This window comes from Candidatus Hydrogenedentota bacterium (genome assembly GCA_012730045.1).
Taxonomy (GTDB): Bacteria; Hydrogenedentota; Hydrogenedentia; order Hydrogenedentales; family CAITNO01; genus JAAYBR01.
Map to the genome: position 1 here is coordinate 22,134 of JAAYBR010000073.1, position 19,506 is coordinate 41,639.

Sequence of the window (19,506 nt, forward strand, 5' to 3'; positions counted from 1 at the left end):
CGCCCAAGTGTTTCGTCCATTGTTCCACGGACCTCCGGTGAAAGTCCACTGTGAATGGAATGGATGGCGTCGGGAGTCAGGGAAAGACGGGCGATTCCCGGAGGCTTTCCGGGAACGAGATGGCGTCGCTTCGCTCGCCATGACGGCTTGGACGACGGCCTTGTGATGACCCGGGCGTCAACGCGTCATGGCGAGCGAAGCGACGCCATCTCGTTCCCGCCGCCGCGTGTCCCCCCACACGTCTTTCCGCTGGCCGGGCACAGTACAGTGTGTGCAAATTCCCCTCGCCGGTCGGTACGATAGGGCGCACACCCACAGGATGGAGCAGGCATGAGCGGATTTTGGAATGTTGTCTGTCTTTTCGCAGGGACGCTGGCGTTTTGCCTTGGGCCGCAGGCAGTCTCCCGGGCTCAGGAGGCTTCCGCCCCGGTCACGGTGACCTTCGCGGCGCAGGCGAACCGGCATCCGGTGTCGGGATTCGGCGGGGAATGGGACCCGCATTTCTGGACGGAGCGCAACGGCCGCCGCGGCTGCGATGAGGCGGCGTGGCGGGCGCTGACGGACCGCATCCGCGGCATGGGGGTGTCCCGCGTGCGCACGTCGGTGCTGCCGGACTGGTATGAGCCGGAAAACGACAACGCGGACCCGGCGGTTACGGACGGCGCGGCGTTCACCTGGGACAGCGAGCAGATGCTTTCGCTGCGCCGCCAGCTCGACTTCTGCCAGGAGGCGGGCATCCGGGTCACGCTGACCTGGTGGTGCGCCCCCGCGCGGATTGCGGGCGGGAGGCCCTACTGGCTGGGCTTTGCCGGGTCGAAGCAGTGGTGCTCCGCGCCGAACGACGCGGCGGAGTGCGCGGAGAACATCGCCGCCGTCCTCCGGCACCTCGTGGTGGACCGGGGCTACTCCTGCATAGACGCGTTCACCTTCATGAACGAGCCGGACTGGACCTATCTGAACGACGAGAACCGGGTGGATTTCGGGCATTACGCGGAGGTGTGCCGGGCGATCCATGAGCGGCTGGTCCGCGAGGGGTTGCGGGACCGGCTGGAGCTGGACCTCGCCGATGACAGCTCGCACCGGGGATGGCTCCAGCAGACCGCCGGGGCCCTGGGCGGGGTGTCGGACCGGCTGAACGCCCACAGTTATGTGTTCTCCTGCGGGGATTCCGGTTATGCGCCGGCCATGCGGGTCTGGGTGCGGGACCGGGTGGCGTGGAGCGGCGCCCTCCCCTTTTCCGTCAATGAGCTGGGCACCCGGCATGTCCAGGGGGCCTACACGGCCACGGACATTGAGACCTTCGAGCGCGGGTTCTGCGTCGCCCAGTTCGCCCTGCTTGGGCTGAACGAGGGCATGACGGGCGCCCTGTTCTGGGGGCTGCACGACCAGTATTACTACGACGGGAACCCGGAGGACGGGAGCAACGGCGGGCTGATGAAGACGAACCTCATGGCCTATGCCGACGAGGGGTGGCGCATGCGCCCCGCCGGGGAGGCCTGGTCGCTGGTGTGCCGGGCCGCGCCGCGCGGCGCGCGGGCGCATGCCGGCGCGTCGGACAGTCCCGAGGTGGACGGTGTGGCGCTGGTGCCGCCGGACGGCGGGGGCGTGAACCTGCTGCTGGTGAACCGGGCCGCTGCGGCGCGGAAGGTCGCGCTGCGCGGGATTCCGGGGGGTGCGGTTCCCCTGGAGAAGGCGGAGGTCAGCGCCTTTGGCCGCAACGGCGCCTCCGGTCCCGAGACGCGGGTGTGGACGGAGACAACGGGGCTTGAGCTGCCCCCGGAGACGTTCCTGCTGGTGCGCCTTTCCGGGCCGAAGAAGTGAGCCTCCCAACAGGGGACTAGTTGGCGGCATCCTCTTCGGGCACGCGGTACTGTTCCCGGAGCCGGGCGAGTTCCGACTTCAGCGCGGCGACCTGGTCCGCATAGTCCGGGTTGGCGTACTGGTTCTTCATTTCCTGGGGGTCTTTTTCGAGGTCGTAGAACTCCCACTCGCCGAGGGTGTGGAAATGGGCGAGTTTATAGCGGTCGGTGCGCACCCCGTAGTGCTTGTAGACGTTGTGAACCTTTCCCTCCCCCTCGAAGTACTGGTAATAGAGGGAGCTGCGCCAGTTGGCGGGCTGTTCACCCCTCATGAGGGGCACGAGGCTGAGGCCCTGCATGGTTTCCGGCACCGGGACGCCCGCGATGGCGAGGAAGGTCTCGGCCATGTCGAGGTTCTGGACCAGGCTGCCGGCGCTGGAGCCGGGCTGGATGACGCCGGGCCACTGGGCGACCAGGGGCGTCCGGAAGGACTCCTCGTAGATGAAGCGCTTGTCAAACCATCCGTGCTCGCCGAGGTAGAAGCTTTGGTCGGAGGAGTAGAAGACGACGGTGTTTCTGTCAAGGCCGCTTTTTTCGAGGTAGTCCAGGACCCTGCCGACGTTGTCATCCACCGAGCGGATGCACCGCAGATAGTCCTGCATGTACTGCTGGTACTTCCAGCGGACCAGCGCCTCGCCCTGGAGGTCGCCCGTCTCATACTCCTGTTTCCGGCGGGCATAGGCGGCGTCCCAGGCGGCGCGCTGCTCCCCGGTCATGCGCCCGCAGGTGCGCTTCCACGAGCCCATGTCCTCCTTGGGGATTTCATCCCCCCACACCTTGAGGTCGGAGGTGACGCGCATGGTCTTCTCGATGGACATGTCCTGCTCGCGGGCGGCGGTGCCCCGGCCGGCGTAGTCGTCGAACAGGGTGGGCGGCTCGGGGATTTCCACGTCGTTGAAGTCGTTGAGATGGTCGGGGCCGGGCTCCCATTCGCGGTGGGGGGCCTTGTGCTGGATCATGACCATGAACGGCTTCTGCGGGTCCCGCCGGTGCTGCATCCAGTCAAGGGCCTTGTCCGTGATGATGTCCGTGACGTAGCCCGCCTCCCGTTTCGTGCCCTGTGCGGACTGGAAGTCCGGGTTGTAATAGCAGCCCTGGCCGGGGAGGATTTCCCAGGCGTCGAAGCCGGTGGGGTCCGTTTCCAGGTGCCATTTTCCGTAGACGGCGGTCTGGTAGCCCGCCTGCTGGAGCAGTTTCGGGAAGGTCTGCTGGCTGCCGTCGAATCGGTCGCCGTTCTGGCGGAACCCGTTAAGGTGGCTGTGGAGCCCCGTGAGGATCACCGCGCGGCAGGGGCCGCACAGGGAGTTGGTGACGAAGCTGTTCCGGAAAATCATGCCGTTCTGGGCGATGCGGTCAATGTTCGGCGTGGGCGCGATTGTGCTCAGGGGGCCGCCGTAGGCGCTGACGGCCTTCTGGGCGTGGTCGTCGCTGAATATCCACACAATGTTGGGGCACCGGGCCTCGGCACAGGCGGAGTTGCGGGTGGTGGCGGCGGCCAGCGCGGCGGTCGCGCCGGCGGCGGCCTGTTGCATGAACGCGCGTCGTGAAATCATGGTCGGAATCTCCGTAGGCAGGACTAATGAAGAACTTCGCCCTTGAGCGGGTCGCCGGGAACGTCGAGGATCTGGACGCTGGACACGGTCTTCATGGTGGCGTGGTCCTGGAAGGTCCAGACGACCTTCTTCTCGGGGGTGACCTCAATGAGGTGGGGGGCCTTGCCGAACTCGCCGTGGCCCACCCAGTTGGAGAGGACGGTGTTGCCGTTGGGGAGGCGGTGGAAGCCCGTCAGGAACTTCAGGGAGATTCCGGGCAGCTCGTCATGGGTGATTTTCCAGACGACTTTCCCGTCCCGGTCCGCCTCGAAGAACCATGCCTCCTTCTTCATGTCGCCGCAGGCGACCAGCGTGTGGCCGTTGTCCAGGCGGACGGCGCTGTGGGGGCCGCCGGCGGCGGGGATTTCGGCGACCACGGTTCCCTTGGGGTCGTACTCGCGCACCACCTCGTCGGCATAGAGACAGACGAGGTAGTTGCCGTTGGCGAGCTTGCGGGCGTTGCGCATGTAGGCGTGGCCGCCGTCCGTGCCCTCGGGCAGGATGCGCAGCTCGAACACGACAGCGCCGGCGGGGTTCACCTCGATCAGGCGGCCGGCGTTGCACTCGCCGATGAAGGTGTTCCCGCCCTCCAGGCGCTGGCACGCGTACACCTCGCTCTTGGACTCGTAGGAGAAGACGGTTTTCTTGTCCCGGTCCACCTCCAGCACGCCGTGGCCGGTGTTGAAGAGCAGGTTGCCGTTCGGCAGCGCCCACAGGTCGTTGCAGGTGCCCGTGGCGTACTCCCACTCCACTTTTCCGTCCGCGCCGACGATAAACACCTTGTTCCCCGAGTAGTCCGTGCAGGCGAAGCGGTGGCCCGGTCCTGTCTGGACGGGGGGCTGCGCATGGGCGGCGAGACAGAAGACGACCAGCGCGGCGAACAGGGGCGCGCCGGCGAAAAACAGACGGATGGAAAGGGACGATGCGCGTTTCATGTGTTTGCCTTCTTCCTACTTCAGTTCGGTGATGAAGACGTTGCGAAAGCGGTGCTGGCCCCCGGTGGGCACTTCGGCCTGGAAGGCGATGAAACCGCTGGCGGGGCCCTCAAGCCCCTTCGCCTTCCAGGCGGGCTTGCCGTTGATTTCCAGTTCTAGGGCGTCGCCCTTCACCGTGAGCTTGAAGGTGTTCCACTCATGCGCCTTGATGAGTCCCTCGCTCTTCGCGCCCTCGATCCCCTCCACGTTGCCCTCCATGCCCTTGCGGAGGTTGGCCTGGTACTTCGGCGGCCAGACCTTGTTCTTCGGAACGGAGTCGTAGCGGAAGTAGACGCCGCTGTCCCAGTTGTCCTCCGCCAGCGCCTTCCACTCGAACTCCAGCACGAAGTCGGCGTACTGCTTCTCGCTCTGGACCAGCCCGTTCCCGTCCTGGATCAGGATGTCGCCGTTGTCCACGGCGGCCTCGCACTTTTCCACGGTCCATCCGGTGAGGTCCTTGCCGTTGAACAGGGAGACGCGCTCCCCGCCGGACGGGGCCGCGGCGGCAACCAGCGAAACGAGCAGGACTGCGGGCAGGAGACGGGCGAAAACGGACTTCATTGATCTCACTCCAAGGGTTGGACGCTGTTTCCCGGTCGGTTACGGCCCTCCGGGGGGGTGACACATCGAAACCATACGATACCGGGCGCCCCCGCGCTTTTCAAGCGCGGCGGGGCGTGATATAGTCTTCCCCGGCACACAGGCGCCGGGGAACCAGCCATGACAGTCCTGCTTCTGATGATCAGCCAGTTCGCCGCAGGGGCCGCCGCGCCCGCGCATCTTGGGGATGCCCTGACGCGGGACACTTGGGGGCTGCATGCGTTTGAGCAAAGCGACTGGCGCCCCCACCTTCTGGACCTTGCCCCCGCGCGGTGGGTGTGGATGCCCTCCACGCGGACCCTTTCAAACACCTTTGTCCTGTTCCGCCGGGAAATTGACTTGGACACCGTTCCGGTGCGGGCGAGGGGATTCATCTCCGCAGACAGCCGGTACCGGCTGACAGTTAACGGAAAGCGGGTCCAGTGGGGCCCCGCGCCGTGCGATCCGCGTCACCTGGACGCGGACCCCATGGACATCGCCCCGCTTCTTCTTCCGGGGAAGAATGTCCTGGGGGTTGAGGTGCTGCACTACGGCCTGGGCGACGGCACCTGGCCTGCGGGAAAACCCGGGATGCTCTTTCATCTTGTTCTGGAGTTTCCGGACGGGACCACCCGGTCCGTGGTCTCCGACGGGGACTGGCGGTGCATGATTGACCGGGCGCACCCCCCGGGGCAGCACAAGCGCTGGTTCCTCCGGGCGCTTCAGGAGGAATATGACGCCCGTCTTCACCCCGAGGGATGGGACACGCCGGGCTATGCCCCCGGGGAAGAGTGGTGTCCGGCCATGCCCCTGGAATGCCCGCCGGACAAGCCGGCCGCATGCAGCCACTACGACGGCAACGACCTTCTGGACCGGGTCCGGGAAGACGACGCCTCCCTGCGTGTCCGCGAAATCCCGCTGATCACGGAGCCGCTGGTGTCCGCGAAGGGGCTTGCCAACTCGGGGCGGATTCTCTGGCACCGCGACCCGCGGGACTGGTTCGACATGCGCGTGCCGGACTCCTTCACGGTGGACCGCACCCCCGTGGCCGTGCCCACCGCGGACGGAACCGGGGTCACCCTTCCGGCGACCGGCGACCGCGAGGGCGTTTTCGCCACCTTTGAGTTCAACGAGCACATCGTCGGCTGGCCGCAGTTCAGCCTTGACGCGCCCGAGGGCGCCGTGGTGGAGCTGATGGTGCAGGAATCCCACGCCCCGGACGGTCCCGCGTGGCTCGACACGCATTTCTACGCCTGGACCCGCTTCATCTGCCGGGAAGGGGTCAACACCTTTGAACCCTTTGACTACGAGTCCTTTCGCTGGATACAGCTCCATGTGCGCAACGCGAACCGCCCCGTCACCGTTTCGGCGGTGGGGGCGCGGCGCCGTCTCTTTCCCTGGCCGAACCCGGCGCGGGTGAAATGCTCGGACCCGGCCCTCCAGCGGCTGTTTGACGCGACGGTGAACACCCTGAACAACAGCGCCCTGGACGTGGCGGTGGACGGCATGGGCCGCGAGCGGCAGCAGTACAGCGGCGACGGCAGCCCGCAGCTCTTCGCCATCCGCCAGACCTTCGGCGAGACCCGCCTTCCGCAGCGGTTCCTGCGCACGTTCAGCGAGGGGCAGTCGCCCGAGGGATATTTCATGGACTGCTGGCCGGCGTTCGACCGGCTGGCCCGGGTCCAGCAGAAGCAGATTCAGGGGGCCTACTGGGGCCCGCTCCTTGACCACGGCGTGGGGTTCGTTTTCGACTGCTGGAACCACTATCTGGAAACCGGGGACCGAGACGGGGTGGCGGAGGCGTATCCGCGCCTGCTGCGGTTTGCGGACTATCTCGCCGCGCTGCGCGGGGGCGACGGCCTGCTGCCGGTGGAGAATCTCGGCATCCCCACGGTCTGGATGGACCATCTGGCATTCAAGAAGCCGTCGCACAAGCAGTGCGCGTTCAACCTCTACGCCGCCGCCATGTACCGCCATGCCCTCTGCCCCCTCGCCGCCGCCTTTGGCGACCAGGACAAGGCGCTGGAATGCGGGCGCATAGGCGATGAACTGCTGGCCGCCGCCACAGAGCGGTTCTGGGACGCGGAGCGGGGGATTTTCGTGGACAACCTTCCTTTCCTGGCGGAGGAGGGCGCCGTTCGCCTCTCCGACCGGACGCTGGCGATGTCCATCCTGTTCGTCCAATGTCCCGGGGGAGACGCCGACGCGGCGCTCCGGGCGCTGGTGGAGTGCCCTCCGGAACTGGGGCTGTCCTATCCCGCAAACGCGCACTGGCGGTACTGGGCGCTGGCAAGGCGGGGACGGGCCGATGTGGTGGTGTCGGAATTCCGGACCAAATGGGCGACCATGGGCTCCGTGCTGCTAAATAACACGCTTCAGGAAATGTGGGAGGCCCCTGCGGACTCCACGGCGGAGTGGAGCCATTGCCCCGTGGTGCCGCTGTATTTCCTTCACATGGACATTGCGGGCATCCGGGCGACCTCGCCGGGGTTTGCCACCTGTGATGTGCGCCCGCAGTTGGGGGACATCGGGGATTTGGAGGTGGTCACGCACACAGTGCTTGGACCCTTTGAGCTTAAGGCCGAGGCGGACGACGGGGGCCATGAAGTGACCCTGTCGGTCCCGGAGGGGTGCGAGGCGACTCTGGTGCTTCCGGAAGGGGCGCGCTGTTCGCTTCCCCCTGCGGACAGCGCGCAACGGTTCGGGTTTGCCTGTTACCGCCTGCGGGCCGGAGAGAAGAATGTCTTCCGCGTTCCCCGATGACAGTGTGGGCATCGCCGGGCACGTTTCAGGCGCGGCAGAAGGATTGTTTGCATGAACCATGTGGAGCGTTTCCGTGCGGTGATGGCCCGGCAGCCCGTGGACCGGCTTCCCCGGTGGGAATGGGCGATGTGGTGGGACAAGACCATCGAGCGGTGGCACGGTGAGGGGCTGCCCCCGTCCCTCACGGACATCTTCGAGATTCATGAGTGGTTCGGGCTGGACCCGTACAAGCAGTTCTGGTTCAGCACGACCCAGCCCACCATCGAGGCGGCCCAGCACCATGTCGAGGGCGTTGTGTCGGACATGGACGACTATCTGCGCGTGAAGCCCAGCTTTTTCCCGGACCATTCGGAGGCCATCCGGGGGATGGAGGCGTGGGCGGCGCGGCAGGCGCGGGGCGACGCGGTGGTCTGGATCACCCTCGAGGGCTTCTTCTGGTTCCCGCGCACGCTCATGGGTTTCGTCAAGCTCATGTACGCCTTCATCGAGGACGCCGAGCTGATCCATGCCATCAACCGGGATTTGCTGGCGTTCAACCTGGACATATTGGAGAAGGTGGAGCGAAGCTGCGTGCCCACCTTCCTGACCCTCGCAGAGGACATGTCCTTCAACAAGGGCCCCATGATCGGCGAGGGGCTGTTCGACGAGTTTATCGCCCCGTATTACCGTCCCCTCCTCGCCCGGGTGAAGGAGATGGGCATGCTTACCATCGTGGACACGGACGGCGATGTTACGGCCATGGTGCCCTGGCTGGAGGGCGCGGGGGTGGAGGGGGTGCTGCCGCTGGAGCGGCAGGCGGGGGTGGACGGCATGGCGTTGCGGCGGCAGTTTCCGGAGTTCGCCCTGGTCGGCCATTATGACAAGATGGTGATGCCCCACGGGGAAGCCGCCATGCGCGCGGAGTTTGAGCGGCTGGTGCCCCTCATGAAGACCGGCGGGTTTATCCCCAGTGTGGACCACCAGACCCCGCCGGGGGTCTCGTTGGAGCAGTACCGGGTGTACCTGCGGCTGCTCGAAGAGTACACGAAGATGGCCTGAACGCGCCGAAAGGAGAATGTTTGTGTCGGTATATGGCGGAATAGAGGCGGGAGGAACCAAGTTTGTGTGCGCCGTGGGCACGGGGCCGGATGATCTGCGCGACGAGATCCGGTTTCCCACCACCTCGCCGGAGGAGTGCATCGGAACGTCCGTGGCGTTTTTCCGGGAGATGGCGGCGAAGCACGGCGGGCTCGATGCGGTGGGGATCGCCTCGTTTGGTCCGGTGGACCCCGCCCCCTCCTCCCCCACTTTCGGCCACATCACAACGACGCCGAAACCGGGCTGGGCGCACACCGATCTGGCGGGGCCCGTTGCTGGGGCGTTGGGGGTGCCCGTGGGGTTTGACACGGATGTGAACGGCGCGGCGCTGGGCGAGTTCCGCTGGGGCGCCGCGCGGGGGCTGGACACCTTTGTGTATATCACCGTCGGCACAGGGATCGGCGGCGGCGCGATGGTGAACGGCGGGCTGGTGCACGGCCTGATGCACCCGGAGATGGGCCATGTGTTCCCACCCCATGACCGGACGGAGGACCCCTTTGAGGGGATGTGCCCCTACCACAAGGACTGCCTGGAGGGGCTGGCCTCCGGTCCGGCGATTGAGCGGCGCTGGGGTGCCCGGGCGGAAACCCTCCCCCCCGGCCACCCCGCATGGGACTTGGAAGCAAAATACCTGGCCCACGGCATCGTGCCGCAGATTTACATCCTCTCCCCGCAGCGTGTTATCCTCGGCGGCGGGGTCATGGAGCAGACGCACCTGTTCCCAAAGGTGCGCCGCCAGGTCCGGGAGATTCTGAACGGGTACATTCAGGCCCGGGTTCTTCTGGAGGACATGGACAATTACATTGTGCCGCCGGGGCTGGGCAACCGCGCCGGTGTGCTGGGCGCGGTGGCGCTGGCCCAACGGGCTGCCGGAACGGACTGAAACAAGGAGGCCGAAAGATCATGGGAAGAGGAACTGTTGCAGTGCTGGTTGCCGCCGTCTGCTGTTGCGGGGCCGCCTTCGGTGCGGACACGGTATTCGCGGATTTCGAGGCGAAGGACTACGGCGACTGGAAGGCGGAGGGCGAGGCCTTTGGAACCGGTCCGGCGCGGGGGACGCTTGACCAGCAGATGGAGGTGTCGGGGTTCAAAGGAAAGCGGCTGGTTAACTCGTTCCACCAGGGCGACGGCGCCACAGGCACACTGACCTCTCCGGCGTTCACCATTGAACGCCCGCACATCAGTTTCCTCATCGGCGGCGGAAAGCACCCCGGCGAGACCTGCGTCAATCTGCTGGTCGGCGGGGAGGTTGTGCGGACCGCCACGGGGCCCAACGACAAGCCCGGCGGCAGCGAGCGCCTGCGCTGGCAGTCGTGGGACGTGCGCGACCTCGCGGGAAAAAAGGCGGTGATCCAGATCGTGGACAGCCGGACGGACGGATGGGGCCACATCAACGTGGACCACATCGTGTTGGGAGACGAGCCGATGACTTCCGAGCGGAAACGGGAAATCAGGGTGGAGAACAGCCTGCTGAACCTGCCCGTCAAGAACGGCGCGCCGAAAGTCCTGCTCCGCCTGCTCCGGGGTGCGGAGATCCTCCGCGAATACGAGATCGAGCTGGCGGAGAAGGATCCCGACTTCTGGGCTTCCGTGGACGTCGCGCCGTACAAGGGCGAAACGCTGACCCTCTGGTCTGACGGGCTGGAGTCCGACGCCGGGCTGAACCTCATCACGCCGGGCGACAGCCTGATCGGCGGCGAGAACCTCTACCAGGAGAAGCTGCGGCCGCAGTTCCACTTCTCGCCGCAGCGGGGCTGGAACAACGACCCGAACGGGCTGGTGTGGCACGCGGGCGAGTACCACCTGTTCTTCCAGCACAACCCGGTGGGGTGGAACTGGGGCAACATGACCTGGGGTCATGCGGTGAGCAAGGACCTCGTGCGCTGGACCGAACTGGGCGACGCCATCCATCCGGACGCGCTGGGCACCGTCTTCTCCGGGTCGGCGGTGGTGGACCACGCGAACACGACCGGCTTCCAGACCGGCGACGAGCCGCCGATGGTGTGCGTGTATACGGCGGCGGGCGGCACGGGGCGCTGGTCGGAGAATGTCCCCTTCACGCAGGCACTGGCGTACAGCAACGACCGGGGCCGCACTTGGGCGAAATATGAGGGAAACCCCGTGCAGGGGCACATCGTGGGGGGCAACCGTGACCCCAAGGCCTTCTGGCATGCCCCCTCCGGCTGCTGGGTCATTGTGCTGTTCCTCGACGGGAAGCGCATGGGCATCTTCAACTCCCCCGACCTCAAGACCTGGACCCTGCAGAGTGAGCTGGAGTCCTTTTTCGAGTGCCCCGAACTGTTTGAACTGCCTGTGGACGGGGACAAGGGAAAGGCCAAATGGGTGCTCTACGGGGCGTCCGGCGAGTATTTCACCGGCGCGTTCGACGGCAAAATCTTCACCCCCGACGGCCCCGCCCTCCCCTTCAACTTCGGCAACTGCTTCTACGCGTCGCAGACGTACAACAACTTCCCGGCCGAGGACGGCCGGCGCGTCCAGATTGCCTGGGGCACTGTCGGCGACAAAAGCATGCCCTTCAACCAGATGATGGACTTCCCCGTGGAGCTGACCCTGCGCTCCACCCCCGAAGGGCCGCGCCTGTGCGCGTGGCCGGTCCGCGAGATCGCCTCGCTCTATGCGCGGGAAAACCGATGGACCGGGGCCGTGCCCGGAGGCGAGCTTCCCCTGGCGGTCTCCGGCGACTGCCTGGACATCGAGGCGGTCTTTGAGGCCGCCGGCGCGGGTGAACTGGGATTTGACGTTCGCGGCGTGAAGGTCGCCTATGACGTTGAGAAGGGCCAGCTCGCCTGCGGCGACAAGACCGCCCAGGTGGCCCTGGAGGACGGGAAACTGGCGCTCCGGCTGCTGGTGGACCGCCTGTCCATCGAGGTCTTCGCGCAGAACGGCCTCGTCTACATGCCCATGGGCGTTCATTTCGACGAAGACAACCAGAAACTCGACTTCGTGAAGGGGGCGAACACCCACATCGAATCACTGGCCGTCCGGTCGCTCAAGTCCGCGTGGGCCCGGTAGCCGGGGCGTTTCATCAGAGCAGCACAGCGCCGGTGATGGAGATGCCCGCCACGGCGGCCAGAAACATGCCGAGATAGGCCCATCCCAGGATGCCGCCCCACGGAAAGACCTCGTGGAAAAGGCGCGCCTGCACGATGATCACCGGCATCCGGATCAAATCCCACAGGCCGAAGGCCTCCGTCACGCCGGGGGCGATCCAGAACTTGCCCTCCTCCCCGGAGGGGATGTAAGAGACCAGGTAATACGTTCCGTCCTGCGGGAGCCGGACCTGTTCGCCCTCAAACTGCCAGTCCACGGTGCCGGTAAACTCCTCGTTGAACACCGTCGGCGTCTGGCCGTCGGTGGTGAACAGCAGGGCCCCCATGCCCGCGGGAATGGCGAAGGGCAGCCCCGTGGCGGCCGGGAGCCCGGGTCCCAGCAGGGCCGTGGCCGGGCGCACACCGGCGTACCGGTCCAGTTTCGGCAGGCCCATCTGAAAATCCAGCGTCTGCCCGGCCTTCCCGTCAAAAGTGAGCCAGAGGAGTTCCTGGACCGGCTTGGCGTGGTGGTAGGCCACCCGGCTGACGGAGATGTCCTTGATAAAATGGGCCGTTTCGGCGTCCGTCGGCCCGCCGTTGATGACGACCGGATTGTGCGCCCAGGCCGTCCCGCCCGCCAGCGCTGCCAGGGCGCACAGCGCCCCAAATCCTGTGAGCCCGCCTTTCATCTTAACACCTCCCAGTTCACGAAGTATAACCGAAAAAACGGCGTGTCCATTCCGGGAAGATGCCTGTCGCGGCGTGCTATGATGGCGGGGGGCGGTGGCCCGCGCTTCCGGACGGCGGCCGCCGCGCAACCAAGCAACGCAAGGAGTTGATCATGAAGATCCCCCGCCGTTCCTTCCTTAAACAGGTTTCCGCCCTCTCCGCGGCCCCGTTCATCCTGCCGTCCCATATCTGGGCCGCCGACGCAAAGCCCAACGACCTCATAACCATCGGTTTCATCGGCACGGGCAAGCAGGGCCGCTACCTGATGGAGGCCTTCCTCCAGCACAAACGCTGCCGGGTGGTGGCGGTGTGCGACGTGGACACCACGCGCCGCGAGGACACGCGGCAGCGCGCGGCGGACTACTACGCGAAGAAGTCCGACAGCGCGGCGGAGTGCCCTTCTTACACGGATTTCCGCGAGGTCATCGCACGCGACGACATTGACGCGGTGTGCATCGCGACGCCCGACCACTGGCACGCCATTCCCACGCTGGCCGCCCTGGCCGCCGGCAAGGACGTCTACTGCGAGAAACCCCTCACCCACAACATCCATGAGGCGGTGTCGGTGATCAAGGCCGTGAAGGAGCACGGGCGCGTGCTCCAGACGGGGTCCATGCAGCGGTCCATGGCCGAGTTCCGCGTGGCCTGCGAGCTGGTGCGCAACGGCGCCATCGGCGAGATCAGCCGGGTGGAGTGCAGTTTCGGGCCTCCCGGTGTGCCCTGCGACCTGCCGGAGGAGGACATGGAGCCCGGGCTGGACTGGGAAATGTGGGTCGGCCCCGGCCCGATGCGGCCGTACAGCTCCGTGCTGAGCCCGCGCGGCATCCACGACCACTTCCCCGACTGGCGCGATTACAAGGAATACGGCGGCGGCATGGTCTGCGACTGGGGCGCCCACCACGTGGACATCGCCCAGTGGGGCCTGGGCATGGACGAGAGCGGCCCCGACGCCGTCACCCCGCCGGAGGACCCGAACGCCATGAGCGGCGCGGTGCTGCACTATGGCGACAAGATAACCCTCATTCACACCGACGGCTACGGCGCGCACTTCTTCGGCAGCGAGGGCGAGGTCAAGGTGAACCGGGGCCGCTTCGAGTTCTGGCGCGACGGCAAGAAGATCGCCGGATTCACCAACCGCGAGGATGGCGGCTCCCTCGGGTCCGCCGTCAGCTTCGTGGAGAAGGAGTGGCTGAAAGACGCCAAGGTGAGGCTGTACGAGAGCGGCGACCACATCCGGAACTTCCTGGACTGCGTTGAGTCGCGCAAGCGCCCCGTCACCAACGAGGAGGTCGGCGGCCGCAGCGCCACCTGCTGCCACCTGTTCAACCAGGCCTACTACAACCATTCGGCGATCAAGTGGCTGCCGAAGGAGATGGACTTCGCCCCCGGAAGCGGCGATCCCAAGTGGCTGACCCGCGACTACCGCAGCCCCTGGAGCGTGTGACCGCCGCGAAAACGGCAGGGAGAGCAGCCATGGAAGAGAAAAAGGGCGTGTCCCGCCGCGCGTTTCTGGGCGCCTCCGTCGCCTCCGGGGCGGCGGTGACCGCCGCGGGCGCGCTGGGTGCCGCCGCGCCGGCGCGGGCGGCGGGCGCGGACCGGATCGCCTTTGTCACGGCGAACCTGGTGGCCCAGGTGACGGACTGGCGTTTTGAGCTGGCCCAGTGGGGCGAGCAGCACAAGAAGACCGTGGCCGCCACGGACGAGGCGGCCTGGCGCGCCGTCTGCGCGGAGATCGCCTCGCACGGGTTCAAGGCCGTGGAGGTGTGGGAGGCCCACGCCGCGCCCGAGGTCATGGACAAGAAGCGCTGCGCCGCGTGGAAAGCAGCCCTGGACGACAACGGCCTTCAGGCCATCGGCTACGGCGGCGCGTTCGGCCGCAAGACGGTGGACATCTGCCTGGCGCTCGGCATTCCGCAGATCAACGGCGGAATGGGCGACCTCACGCCCGATCTGGCGACGGCCCTGTGCAAGGAAACAGGGGTGCGCTTCAACCTGGAGAACCACCCGCAGAAAACGGCCAAGGAGCTGCTCGACCTCATCGGCGGCGGTAACGAATGGCTGGGCGTCTGCGCGGACACCGGCTGGTTCGGCACGCAGGGGGTTTCGGGACCGGACATCATCCGCGAACTTGGGCCCCTTGTGCGCCACACCCATCTGAAGGACGTCAAGGCCGCCGGGGCGCACCGCACCTGCCTGCTGGGCGAGGGCGCCGCCCGCGTGGAGGAGTGCATGGCGGCGCTGAAGGGTGCCGGGTATTCCGGGTGGTATTCCTGGGAGGACGAGCCCGAGGACCGGAATCCCTTCGAGTCTGCGGCGCGAAACCGGCAGTGGATTGCCGCGCGCCTGAAGTGATTTTTGGGCGCGTCGGGGCCCCGGTTTGATGCCCGCCGCGCAGACATTGGAAAACGCGCCCGGAATGGTTGTATTCTTGACAAAGGCGCGGGGGCCGGAGGACGTCCAGCCGGGGGCGTCTTGGCAGAGGGTGGCGGCGGCGTCTCCGGGAGCGTCCGTTGGTTGTGTGACAGCGCATGGTGACGGGTGGTTTGAGGAGTGCTGAATGGCGATGCGTAACATTCCTGGGTACGCCGGCGCGGCGGGCGGGCTGGTGTCGTTTATCCTGGATCTCGTCGGGCTCGTCATCAACCGCGGGGCGGGGGCCGCGGATCTTCGGGGGAAGATCTCCCTGCTCGACAACGATGAGCTGCTTCTTGTTTGGGAGCCGGAACTCCGCACCATCCGGATCAAGAAGGAGGAGGACGCCTGGTACAGTTTCGAGGCGCAGTATGGAAGGGGCTCCCCCCAGGTCACCGACGCCTTTGTAGCCTGGCAGGAAAAACTCTACGCCTACATTGAGCAGGAGAAGGAGCGCTTTCTCCAGCGGCGCAGGGGTTCGATTGAGGGCCTGGAGAGGCTGCTTCGCTCCGGCGCGCGGACAGTCGTCGTCACAAAGGGCGCAAAACCCTACACGCAGAAATGCTTCGACCTGACGGGGCTCTCGCCCTTCGTCAGCGAAATCTACTCCCCCCCCCCCGGAAAACGCCGCAAGCGGTTCGGGGACGCCGTCCTCGCGCACGGGGTCCGGAACGCCGTCCAGTGCGCGCGCGACGTGGTCGTTGTCGGCCACGACATTGAGAAGGACATGGCCTGGGACATTGTCCCCGCGCGCGACAACCCCGCGGGGGATCCGGCCCCCGTCTTCATCCTCTTCGACACCTTCAAGTACAACCGGCCCGTGAAGGCCCCGCTGGACGCGCTCCCGGAGATTGTCGAGCTCCTCGCGCGGAAGGGAAAGGGCGACTTTCTGCGCGGGTTCAGGGTGCTCGCCCTGCGCGGCGGCGGAAAGACGAAGGGCTACCTGTTCAGCACGACGTATTACGAGGACCCCAAGCGCAGGGACAAGGTGCGCATTCCCATCGTCTACGACATTCACACGCGGGAATAGCCGGTTTCGTTTGCCCCCAAAACCTCACCAGGGCAGCTTCGGGTTCGGATGCGGTGTTCTCAAGAGGATGTCGGGCCCATGCCACCGGCATCATCTTTCAGACGCGGCATTCCGGCCTTGAAATGCCCCGGGGGGATGTCTGTTTTGGGGGTGCCGCACGGGGGGGGAGAATGCCGGGCACACCTACCTGGCGATGGTCTGGAACCCCCTTTTCAGCAGTTCGCTGTGGTGCTCGACAACTTTGCGGTTCTCCGCCGCGTCCGCGACGTTGGTGTTCTCGTCCGCGTCACTCTCGTGGTCGTAAAGTTCCCGCGCCCGGACTTCCTTTTCGCCGATGCGGCGCCACTCCGTGTAGCGGTGCCGGTCGGTGCGCACGGAGTAGCCCATGACCGTCCCCCGGGGATACTGACTGTAGGCCGCCTCCTTCCAGGGCCTTTCGGGATCATCGAGCAGGGGCGCCAGACTCGTGCCCTCAAGATGCCCCGGTTTCTCCAGGCCTGCCAGATCGCACAGCGTGGGGTAAATGTCCACAAATTCAGTGAGCGCCCGCGTGCGCCGGCCCGCCGCCTTCATGCCCGGCGCGCTGACCAGCAGCGTTGAGCGCGTGTCCAGTTCAAAATTCGTGTGCTTGCACCACATTCCGTGCTCGCCCAGTTTCCAGCCGTGGTCGCCCCAGAGCGCCACAATGGTGTTGTCGCGGAGGTTCAGGCGGTCCAGCTCATCGAGCACGCGGCCGACCTGCGCGTCCGCGTAGGACACGCAGGCGCGGTAACCGTGAATCAGCCGGCGCGCCAGGTCATCCGGCAGGGGGCCGCTTGCCGGGATTCCGTGGTATCCGCGCAGTTCGCCCCAGTCCGTGAGCGCCTCTTTGGGCGCGTCTTTCGGGGCGAAGGGGTTGCCGGCCGGGCGGATGTCCTCCTCCCGGTACAGATCCCAGTATTTCCTGGGCGCGTTGAACGGCAGGTGCGGCTTGTGGAATCCGACGGCCAGAAAGAAGGGCTGGTCCTGGAGGCGGTTCAACTCCTCCACCGCCCGGTCGGCGGCCAGGCCGTCCTCATAGGCGTTGTCCGGAACATCGGCGCATTCAAAGGCGGGCCCCATGCCCTTCCGGCTGGCTTCGGGATGCTTCCCATCATACTCCCGGACCAGGGCGGCCGCCCCGGGGGTGAGGTATCCCCTTCCCGCCCATTGCCCTTTGGCGTGGAAGGCCTCCCGGCTCCAGCCCCGTTTTTCGTCGCTCTTGTGGTGGTAGATTTTTCCGATGGAGACGGCCTCGTATCCGTTGTTGAGGAAGTGCCGGTTCACCGGCAGGGCGCCGGGCACATGCTTGTACAGCGGGCCGCAACGAAACATTTCCCCCTTGTCGGGGCGGTATCCGCTCAGCAGGCTGGCGCGGGAGGCCATGCAGATGGACTGCTGGCAGTAGGCGCGCTCAAAAACCATCCCCCGGGCCGCCAGCCGGTCCATGTTCGGCGTGAGCACCCCGCGGTGCCCGTAGCAGCCCAGATGCGGGCGCAGGTCGTCCACGGCGATGAAAAGGATGTTTCTCCTTCGGGGCGGGGCGGCGGCCCCGGCGCGCCCCGGGGCGCAGGCAACGAGGGTTGCGAGCGCGGCGGCCATGAATTCGCGTCGGCGGAGGGCGTGTGCGGCCATTTCTGCGGTCTCTTTCGGCGGGTGTGCGGGCACGGCTCCGGCATGCATGTCTTGGGGCGCCGGCCCGGGCAAATGAATTCCAGGATTACAGGAAATCCATGTCGGCCCCGAGATGCGCCTGCTGCACATGTTCCACATACAGTTTGTGCCAGCCCCGTTCGGGTGCTGGAGGCGCGGTCAAACGCCGCCTCCGTTCCTGCAGTGTCTCCGGTTCCACAAGCAGGTCAATGCGGCGTTCCCCGACATTGAGTTCAATGAGGTCACCGCTTTGGACCAGCGCCAGCGCGCCGCCCACGGCCGCCTCGGGGGAGCAATGCAGCACCACAGTTCCGTAGGCGGTGCCGCTCATGCGGGCGTCGGACACCCGCACCATGTCCCTGACGCCCCGCGCGGCCAGATATTTCGGTATGGGCAGAGAAGCGGCCTCGGGCATGCCGGCGCCCACTGGACCACAGTTGCGCAACACCAGCACATGCTCGGGCGTGATGGCCAGGGCGGGATCGTCTATGCGCTGCGCGTCTTCGGCGGACTCAAACACGACAGCGGGCCCGCGGTGGCTCATCAGCGCGGGGCTTGCCGCCGCCGCTTTGATCACCGCGCCGTCGGGCGCCAGTGACCCGCGCAGCACCGCCAGCGCGCCTGTGGGGCCAAGCGGCTTGTCCAGTGTCCGAATGGTGGTCTGCCAGTCTCCGGGGGGCGGCGCGTCTTTCAGCAGTTCCCCCATGGTTTTTCCGGCAATGGTGCGCGCGCCAGGCTGAAGCAGCGGCTCCAGGGCCTTAAGCAGCACCGGCACGCCGCCCGCCCGGTGCAGGTCCTCCATATAGCCTGTTCCCGCAGGTTTGCAGTCAACCAGCAACGGCGTGTTTCGCGCCACAGCATCAAAATCATCCAACTCCAGGGCTGTCCCGGCGCGGCGGGCAATGGCCAGCAGATGCACAATCGCGTTGGTGGAGCCCCCCAGCGCCGTCAACACCGTTATGGCGTTCAGGAAAGATTCGCGGCTCAGGATCTCCGACGGGCGAACACCCTGTTTCGCCAGCCGGACGGCGCAGCGTCCCGATTCCACACAATTGAGCAGCCGCTCTCCGGTGGGATGGGGCGGCGTCGCACCCCCGGGAAGCATCAGGCCAAGGGCCTCCGTCACGGCGGCCATGGTTGACGCCGTGCCCATCACCATGCAGGAGCCGCCGGTGGCGCAAAGGGAGCGCTCCACTTCCTGGATTTCCGCCTCCGTCAGTTCCCCCGCTCGGTACTGCGCCCAAAAACGGCGGCAGTCGGTGCAGGCGCCCAGACGCTGCCCGCGCCAGGAACCGGTAAACATCGGCCCCGACACCACGCTGATCATGGGGATATTGGCGGATATGGCGCCCATCAGCTGGGCGGGCACGGTTTTGTCGCAGCCGCCCAGCAGCACCACCGCATCCATGGGCTGCGCGCGGATCATCTCCTCGGTGTCCATGGCCGCAAGATTGCGGAAAAGCATGGTCGTCGGCGCCGTAAGGATTTCGTGCAGGGAAATGGTGGGAAACGCCAGCGGCAGCCCGCCCGCCTCGAGAACGCCGCGCTTGACTGCCTGAACCATTTCCCGCATCTGGCGGTGACAGGTGTTGTAGTCGGAGGACGTGTCCACGATGCCGACGATGGGCCGGTCAAGGTCCACCCGGTCATAACCCGCCGACGTCAAAAATGCACGGCGCATGTATTTGCTGAACTCACGGTCACTGTAACTGGTCAGATTCCGGTTTATGCCGTACTGGTCGTCATTTTCTGGCACAGCGCACCTCTTTA

General features: G+C 66.3%; 14 protein-coding genes. 8 read left to right on the forward strand and 6 right to left on the reverse strand.

Going from position 1 to position 19,506, the window contains the following annotated elements:
• Window positions 1-330: 330 nt before the first annotated feature.
• Window positions 331-1,821, forward strand: coding sequence for a hypothetical protein (locus GXY15_07390; protein ID NLV41037.1), 1,491 nt, complete (start codon window positions 331-333; stop codon window positions 1,819-1,821).
• A 16-nt stretch (window positions 1,822-1,837) separates the two neighbouring features.
• On the opposite strand, the gene GXY15_07395 is transcribed toward GXY15_07390, so the two are convergent.
• The 3 genes from GXY15_07395 to GXY15_07405 are packed head-to-tail and all read right to left on the reverse strand — an operon-like array spanning window position 1,838 to window position 4,986.
• Entirely contained in the window at window positions 1,838-3,391 is a 1,554-nt protein-coding gene (locus GXY15_07395) for a sulfatase (protein NLV41038.1), read from the reverse strand.
• Between the two features lie 44 nt (window positions 3,392-3,435).
• Complete coding sequence (locus tag GXY15_07400; GenBank protein ID NLV41039.1) at window positions 3,436-4,386, reverse strand: hypothetical protein; 951 nt, start codon at window positions 4,384-4,386, stop codon at window positions 3,436-3,438.
• A gap of 15 nt (window positions 4,387-4,401) precedes the next feature.
• Window positions 4,402-4,986, reverse strand: coding sequence for a DUF1080 domain-containing protein (locus tag GXY15_07405; GenBank protein NLV41040.1), 585 nt, complete (start codon window positions 4,984-4,986; stop codon window positions 4,402-4,404).
• Window positions 4,987-5,145: 159 nt separating this feature from the next.
• On the opposite strand from GXY15_07405, the gene GXY15_07410 reads away from it, so the two are divergent.
• From GXY15_07410 to GXY15_07425, 4 genes are read left to right on the forward strand one after another with little or no spacing between them, the layout of a single operon-like run.
• Window positions 5,146-7,767: an alpha-L-rhamnosidase gene (locus GXY15_07410; protein ID NLV41041.1), complete on the forward strand. Its 2,622-nt coding sequence runs from the start codon at window positions 5,146-5,148 to the stop codon at window positions 7,765-7,767.
• 51 nt (window positions 7,768-7,818) lie between these two features.
• The gene (locus tag GXY15_07415; protein ID NLV41042.1) at window positions 7,819-8,805 is read left to right on the forward strand and encodes a hypothetical protein; all 987 of its coding nucleotides are present in this window, start codon (window positions 7,819-7,821) and stop codon (window positions 8,803-8,805) included.
• A gap of 16 nt (window positions 8,806-8,821) precedes the next feature.
• The gene (locus tag GXY15_07420) at window positions 8,822-9,727 is read left to right on the forward strand and encodes an ROK family protein (GenBank protein ID NLV41043.1); all 906 of its coding nucleotides are present in this window, start codon (window positions 8,822-8,824) and stop codon (window positions 9,725-9,727) included.
• A gap of 20 nt (window positions 9,728-9,747) precedes the next feature.
• Window positions 9,748-11,877 carry a glycoside hydrolase family 32 protein gene (locus GXY15_07425; protein NLV41044.1) on the forward strand — a complete coding sequence of 710 codons (2,130 nt, stop codon included), beginning with the start codon at window positions 9,748-9,750 and terminating at the stop codon, window positions 11,875-11,877.
• Window positions 11,878-11,890: 13 nt separating this feature from the next.
• Here GXY15_07425 and GXY15_07430 read toward each other — a convergent pair whose 3' ends face one another.
• Window positions 11,891-12,583 (reverse strand): hypothetical protein, encoded by a 693-nt coding sequence (locus GXY15_07430; protein NLV41045.1) that lies wholly within the window; start codon window positions 12,581-12,583, stop codon window positions 11,891-11,893.
• Window positions 12,584-12,735: 152 nt separating this feature from the next.
• Here GXY15_07430 and GXY15_07435 point away from each other — a divergent pair, with 152 nt between their 5' ends.
• The 3 genes from GXY15_07435 (at window position 12,736) to GXY15_07445 (ending at window position 16,065) form a co-directional block, all read left to right on the forward strand.
• Window positions 12,736-14,067: a Gfo/Idh/MocA family oxidoreductase gene (locus tag GXY15_07435; GenBank protein NLV41046.1), complete on the forward strand. Its 1,332-nt coding sequence runs from the start codon at window positions 12,736-12,738 to the stop codon at window positions 14,065-14,067.
• Window positions 14,068-14,096: 29 nt separating this feature from the next.
• Entirely contained in the window at window positions 14,097-14,975 is an 879-nt protein-coding gene (locus GXY15_07440) for a sugar phosphate isomerase/epimerase (GenBank protein ID NLV41047.1), read from the forward strand.
• A gap of 205 nt (window positions 14,976-15,180) precedes the next feature.
• The gene (locus GXY15_07445) at window positions 15,181-16,065 is read left to right on the forward strand and encodes a hypothetical protein (GenBank protein ID NLV41048.1); all 885 of its coding nucleotides are present in this window, start codon (window positions 15,181-15,183) and stop codon (window positions 16,063-16,065) included.
• A 183-nt stretch (window positions 16,066-16,248) separates the two neighbouring features.
• On the opposite strand, the gene GXY15_07450 is transcribed toward GXY15_07445, so the two are convergent.
• Window positions 16,249-17,685, reverse strand: a complete 1,437-nt coding sequence (locus GXY15_07450; GenBank protein NLV41049.1) for a sulfatase — start codon at window positions 17,683-17,685, stop codon at window positions 16,249-16,251.
• Window positions 17,686-17,803: 118 nt separating this feature from the next.
• Window positions 17,804-19,492: a dihydroxy-acid dehydratase gene (locus GXY15_07455; protein NLV41050.1), complete on the reverse strand. Its 1,689-nt coding sequence runs from the start codon at window positions 19,490-19,492 to the stop codon at window positions 17,804-17,806.
• Between the last annotated feature and the right edge of the window lie 14 nt (window positions 19,493-19,506).

Excerpts from the sequence above, each read along its gene's own strand:
- GXY15_07390 (NLV41037.1), top strand. The coding sequence starts at position 331 with ATGAGCGGATTTTGGAATGTTGTCTGTCTTTTCGCAGGGACGCTGGCG.
- GXY15_07395 (NLV41038.1), bottom strand. The coding sequence starts at position 3,391 with ATGCAACAGGCCGCCGCCGGCGCGACCGCCGCGCTGGCCGCCGCCACC.
- GXY15_07400 (NLV41039.1), bottom strand. The coding sequence starts at position 4,386 with ATGAAACGCGCATCGTCCCTTTCCATCCGTCTGTTTTTCGCCGGCGCG.
- GXY15_07405 (NLV41040.1), bottom strand. The coding sequence starts at position 4,986 with ATGAAGTCCGTTTTCGCCCGTCTCCTGCCCGCAGTCCTGCTCGTTTCG.
- GXY15_07410 (NLV41041.1), top strand. The coding sequence starts at position 5,146 with ATGACAGTCCTGCTTCTGATGATCAGCCAGTTCGCCGCAGGGGCCGCC.
- GXY15_07415 (NLV41042.1), top strand. The coding sequence starts at position 7,819 with ATGAACCATGTGGAGCGTTTCCGTGCGGTGATGGCCCGGCAGCCCGTG.
- GXY15_07420 (NLV41043.1), top strand. The coding sequence starts at position 8,822 with ATGTTTGTGTCGGTATATGGCGGAATAGAGGCGGGAGGAACCAAGTTT.
- GXY15_07425 (NLV41044.1), top strand. The coding sequence starts at position 9,748 with ATGGGAAGAGGAACTGTTGCAGTGCTGGTTGCCGCCGTCTGCTGTTGC.
- GXY15_07430 (NLV41045.1), bottom strand. The coding sequence starts at position 12,583 with ATGAAAGGCGGGCTCACAGGATTTGGGGCGCTGTGCGCCCTGGCAGCG.
- GXY15_07435 (NLV41046.1), top strand. The coding sequence starts at position 12,736 with ATGAAGATCCCCCGCCGTTCCTTCCTTAAACAGGTTTCCGCCCTCTCC.
- GXY15_07440 (NLV41047.1), top strand. The coding sequence starts at position 14,097 with ATGGAAGAGAAAAAGGGCGTGTCCCGCCGCGCGTTTCTGGGCGCCTCC.
- GXY15_07445 (NLV41048.1), top strand. The coding sequence starts at position 15,181 with ATGGCGATGCGTAACATTCCTGGGTACGCCGGCGCGGCGGGCGGGCTG.
- GXY15_07450 (NLV41049.1), bottom strand. The coding sequence starts at position 17,685 with ATGGCCGCCGCGCTCGCAACCCTCGTTGCCTGCGCCCCGGGGCGCGCC.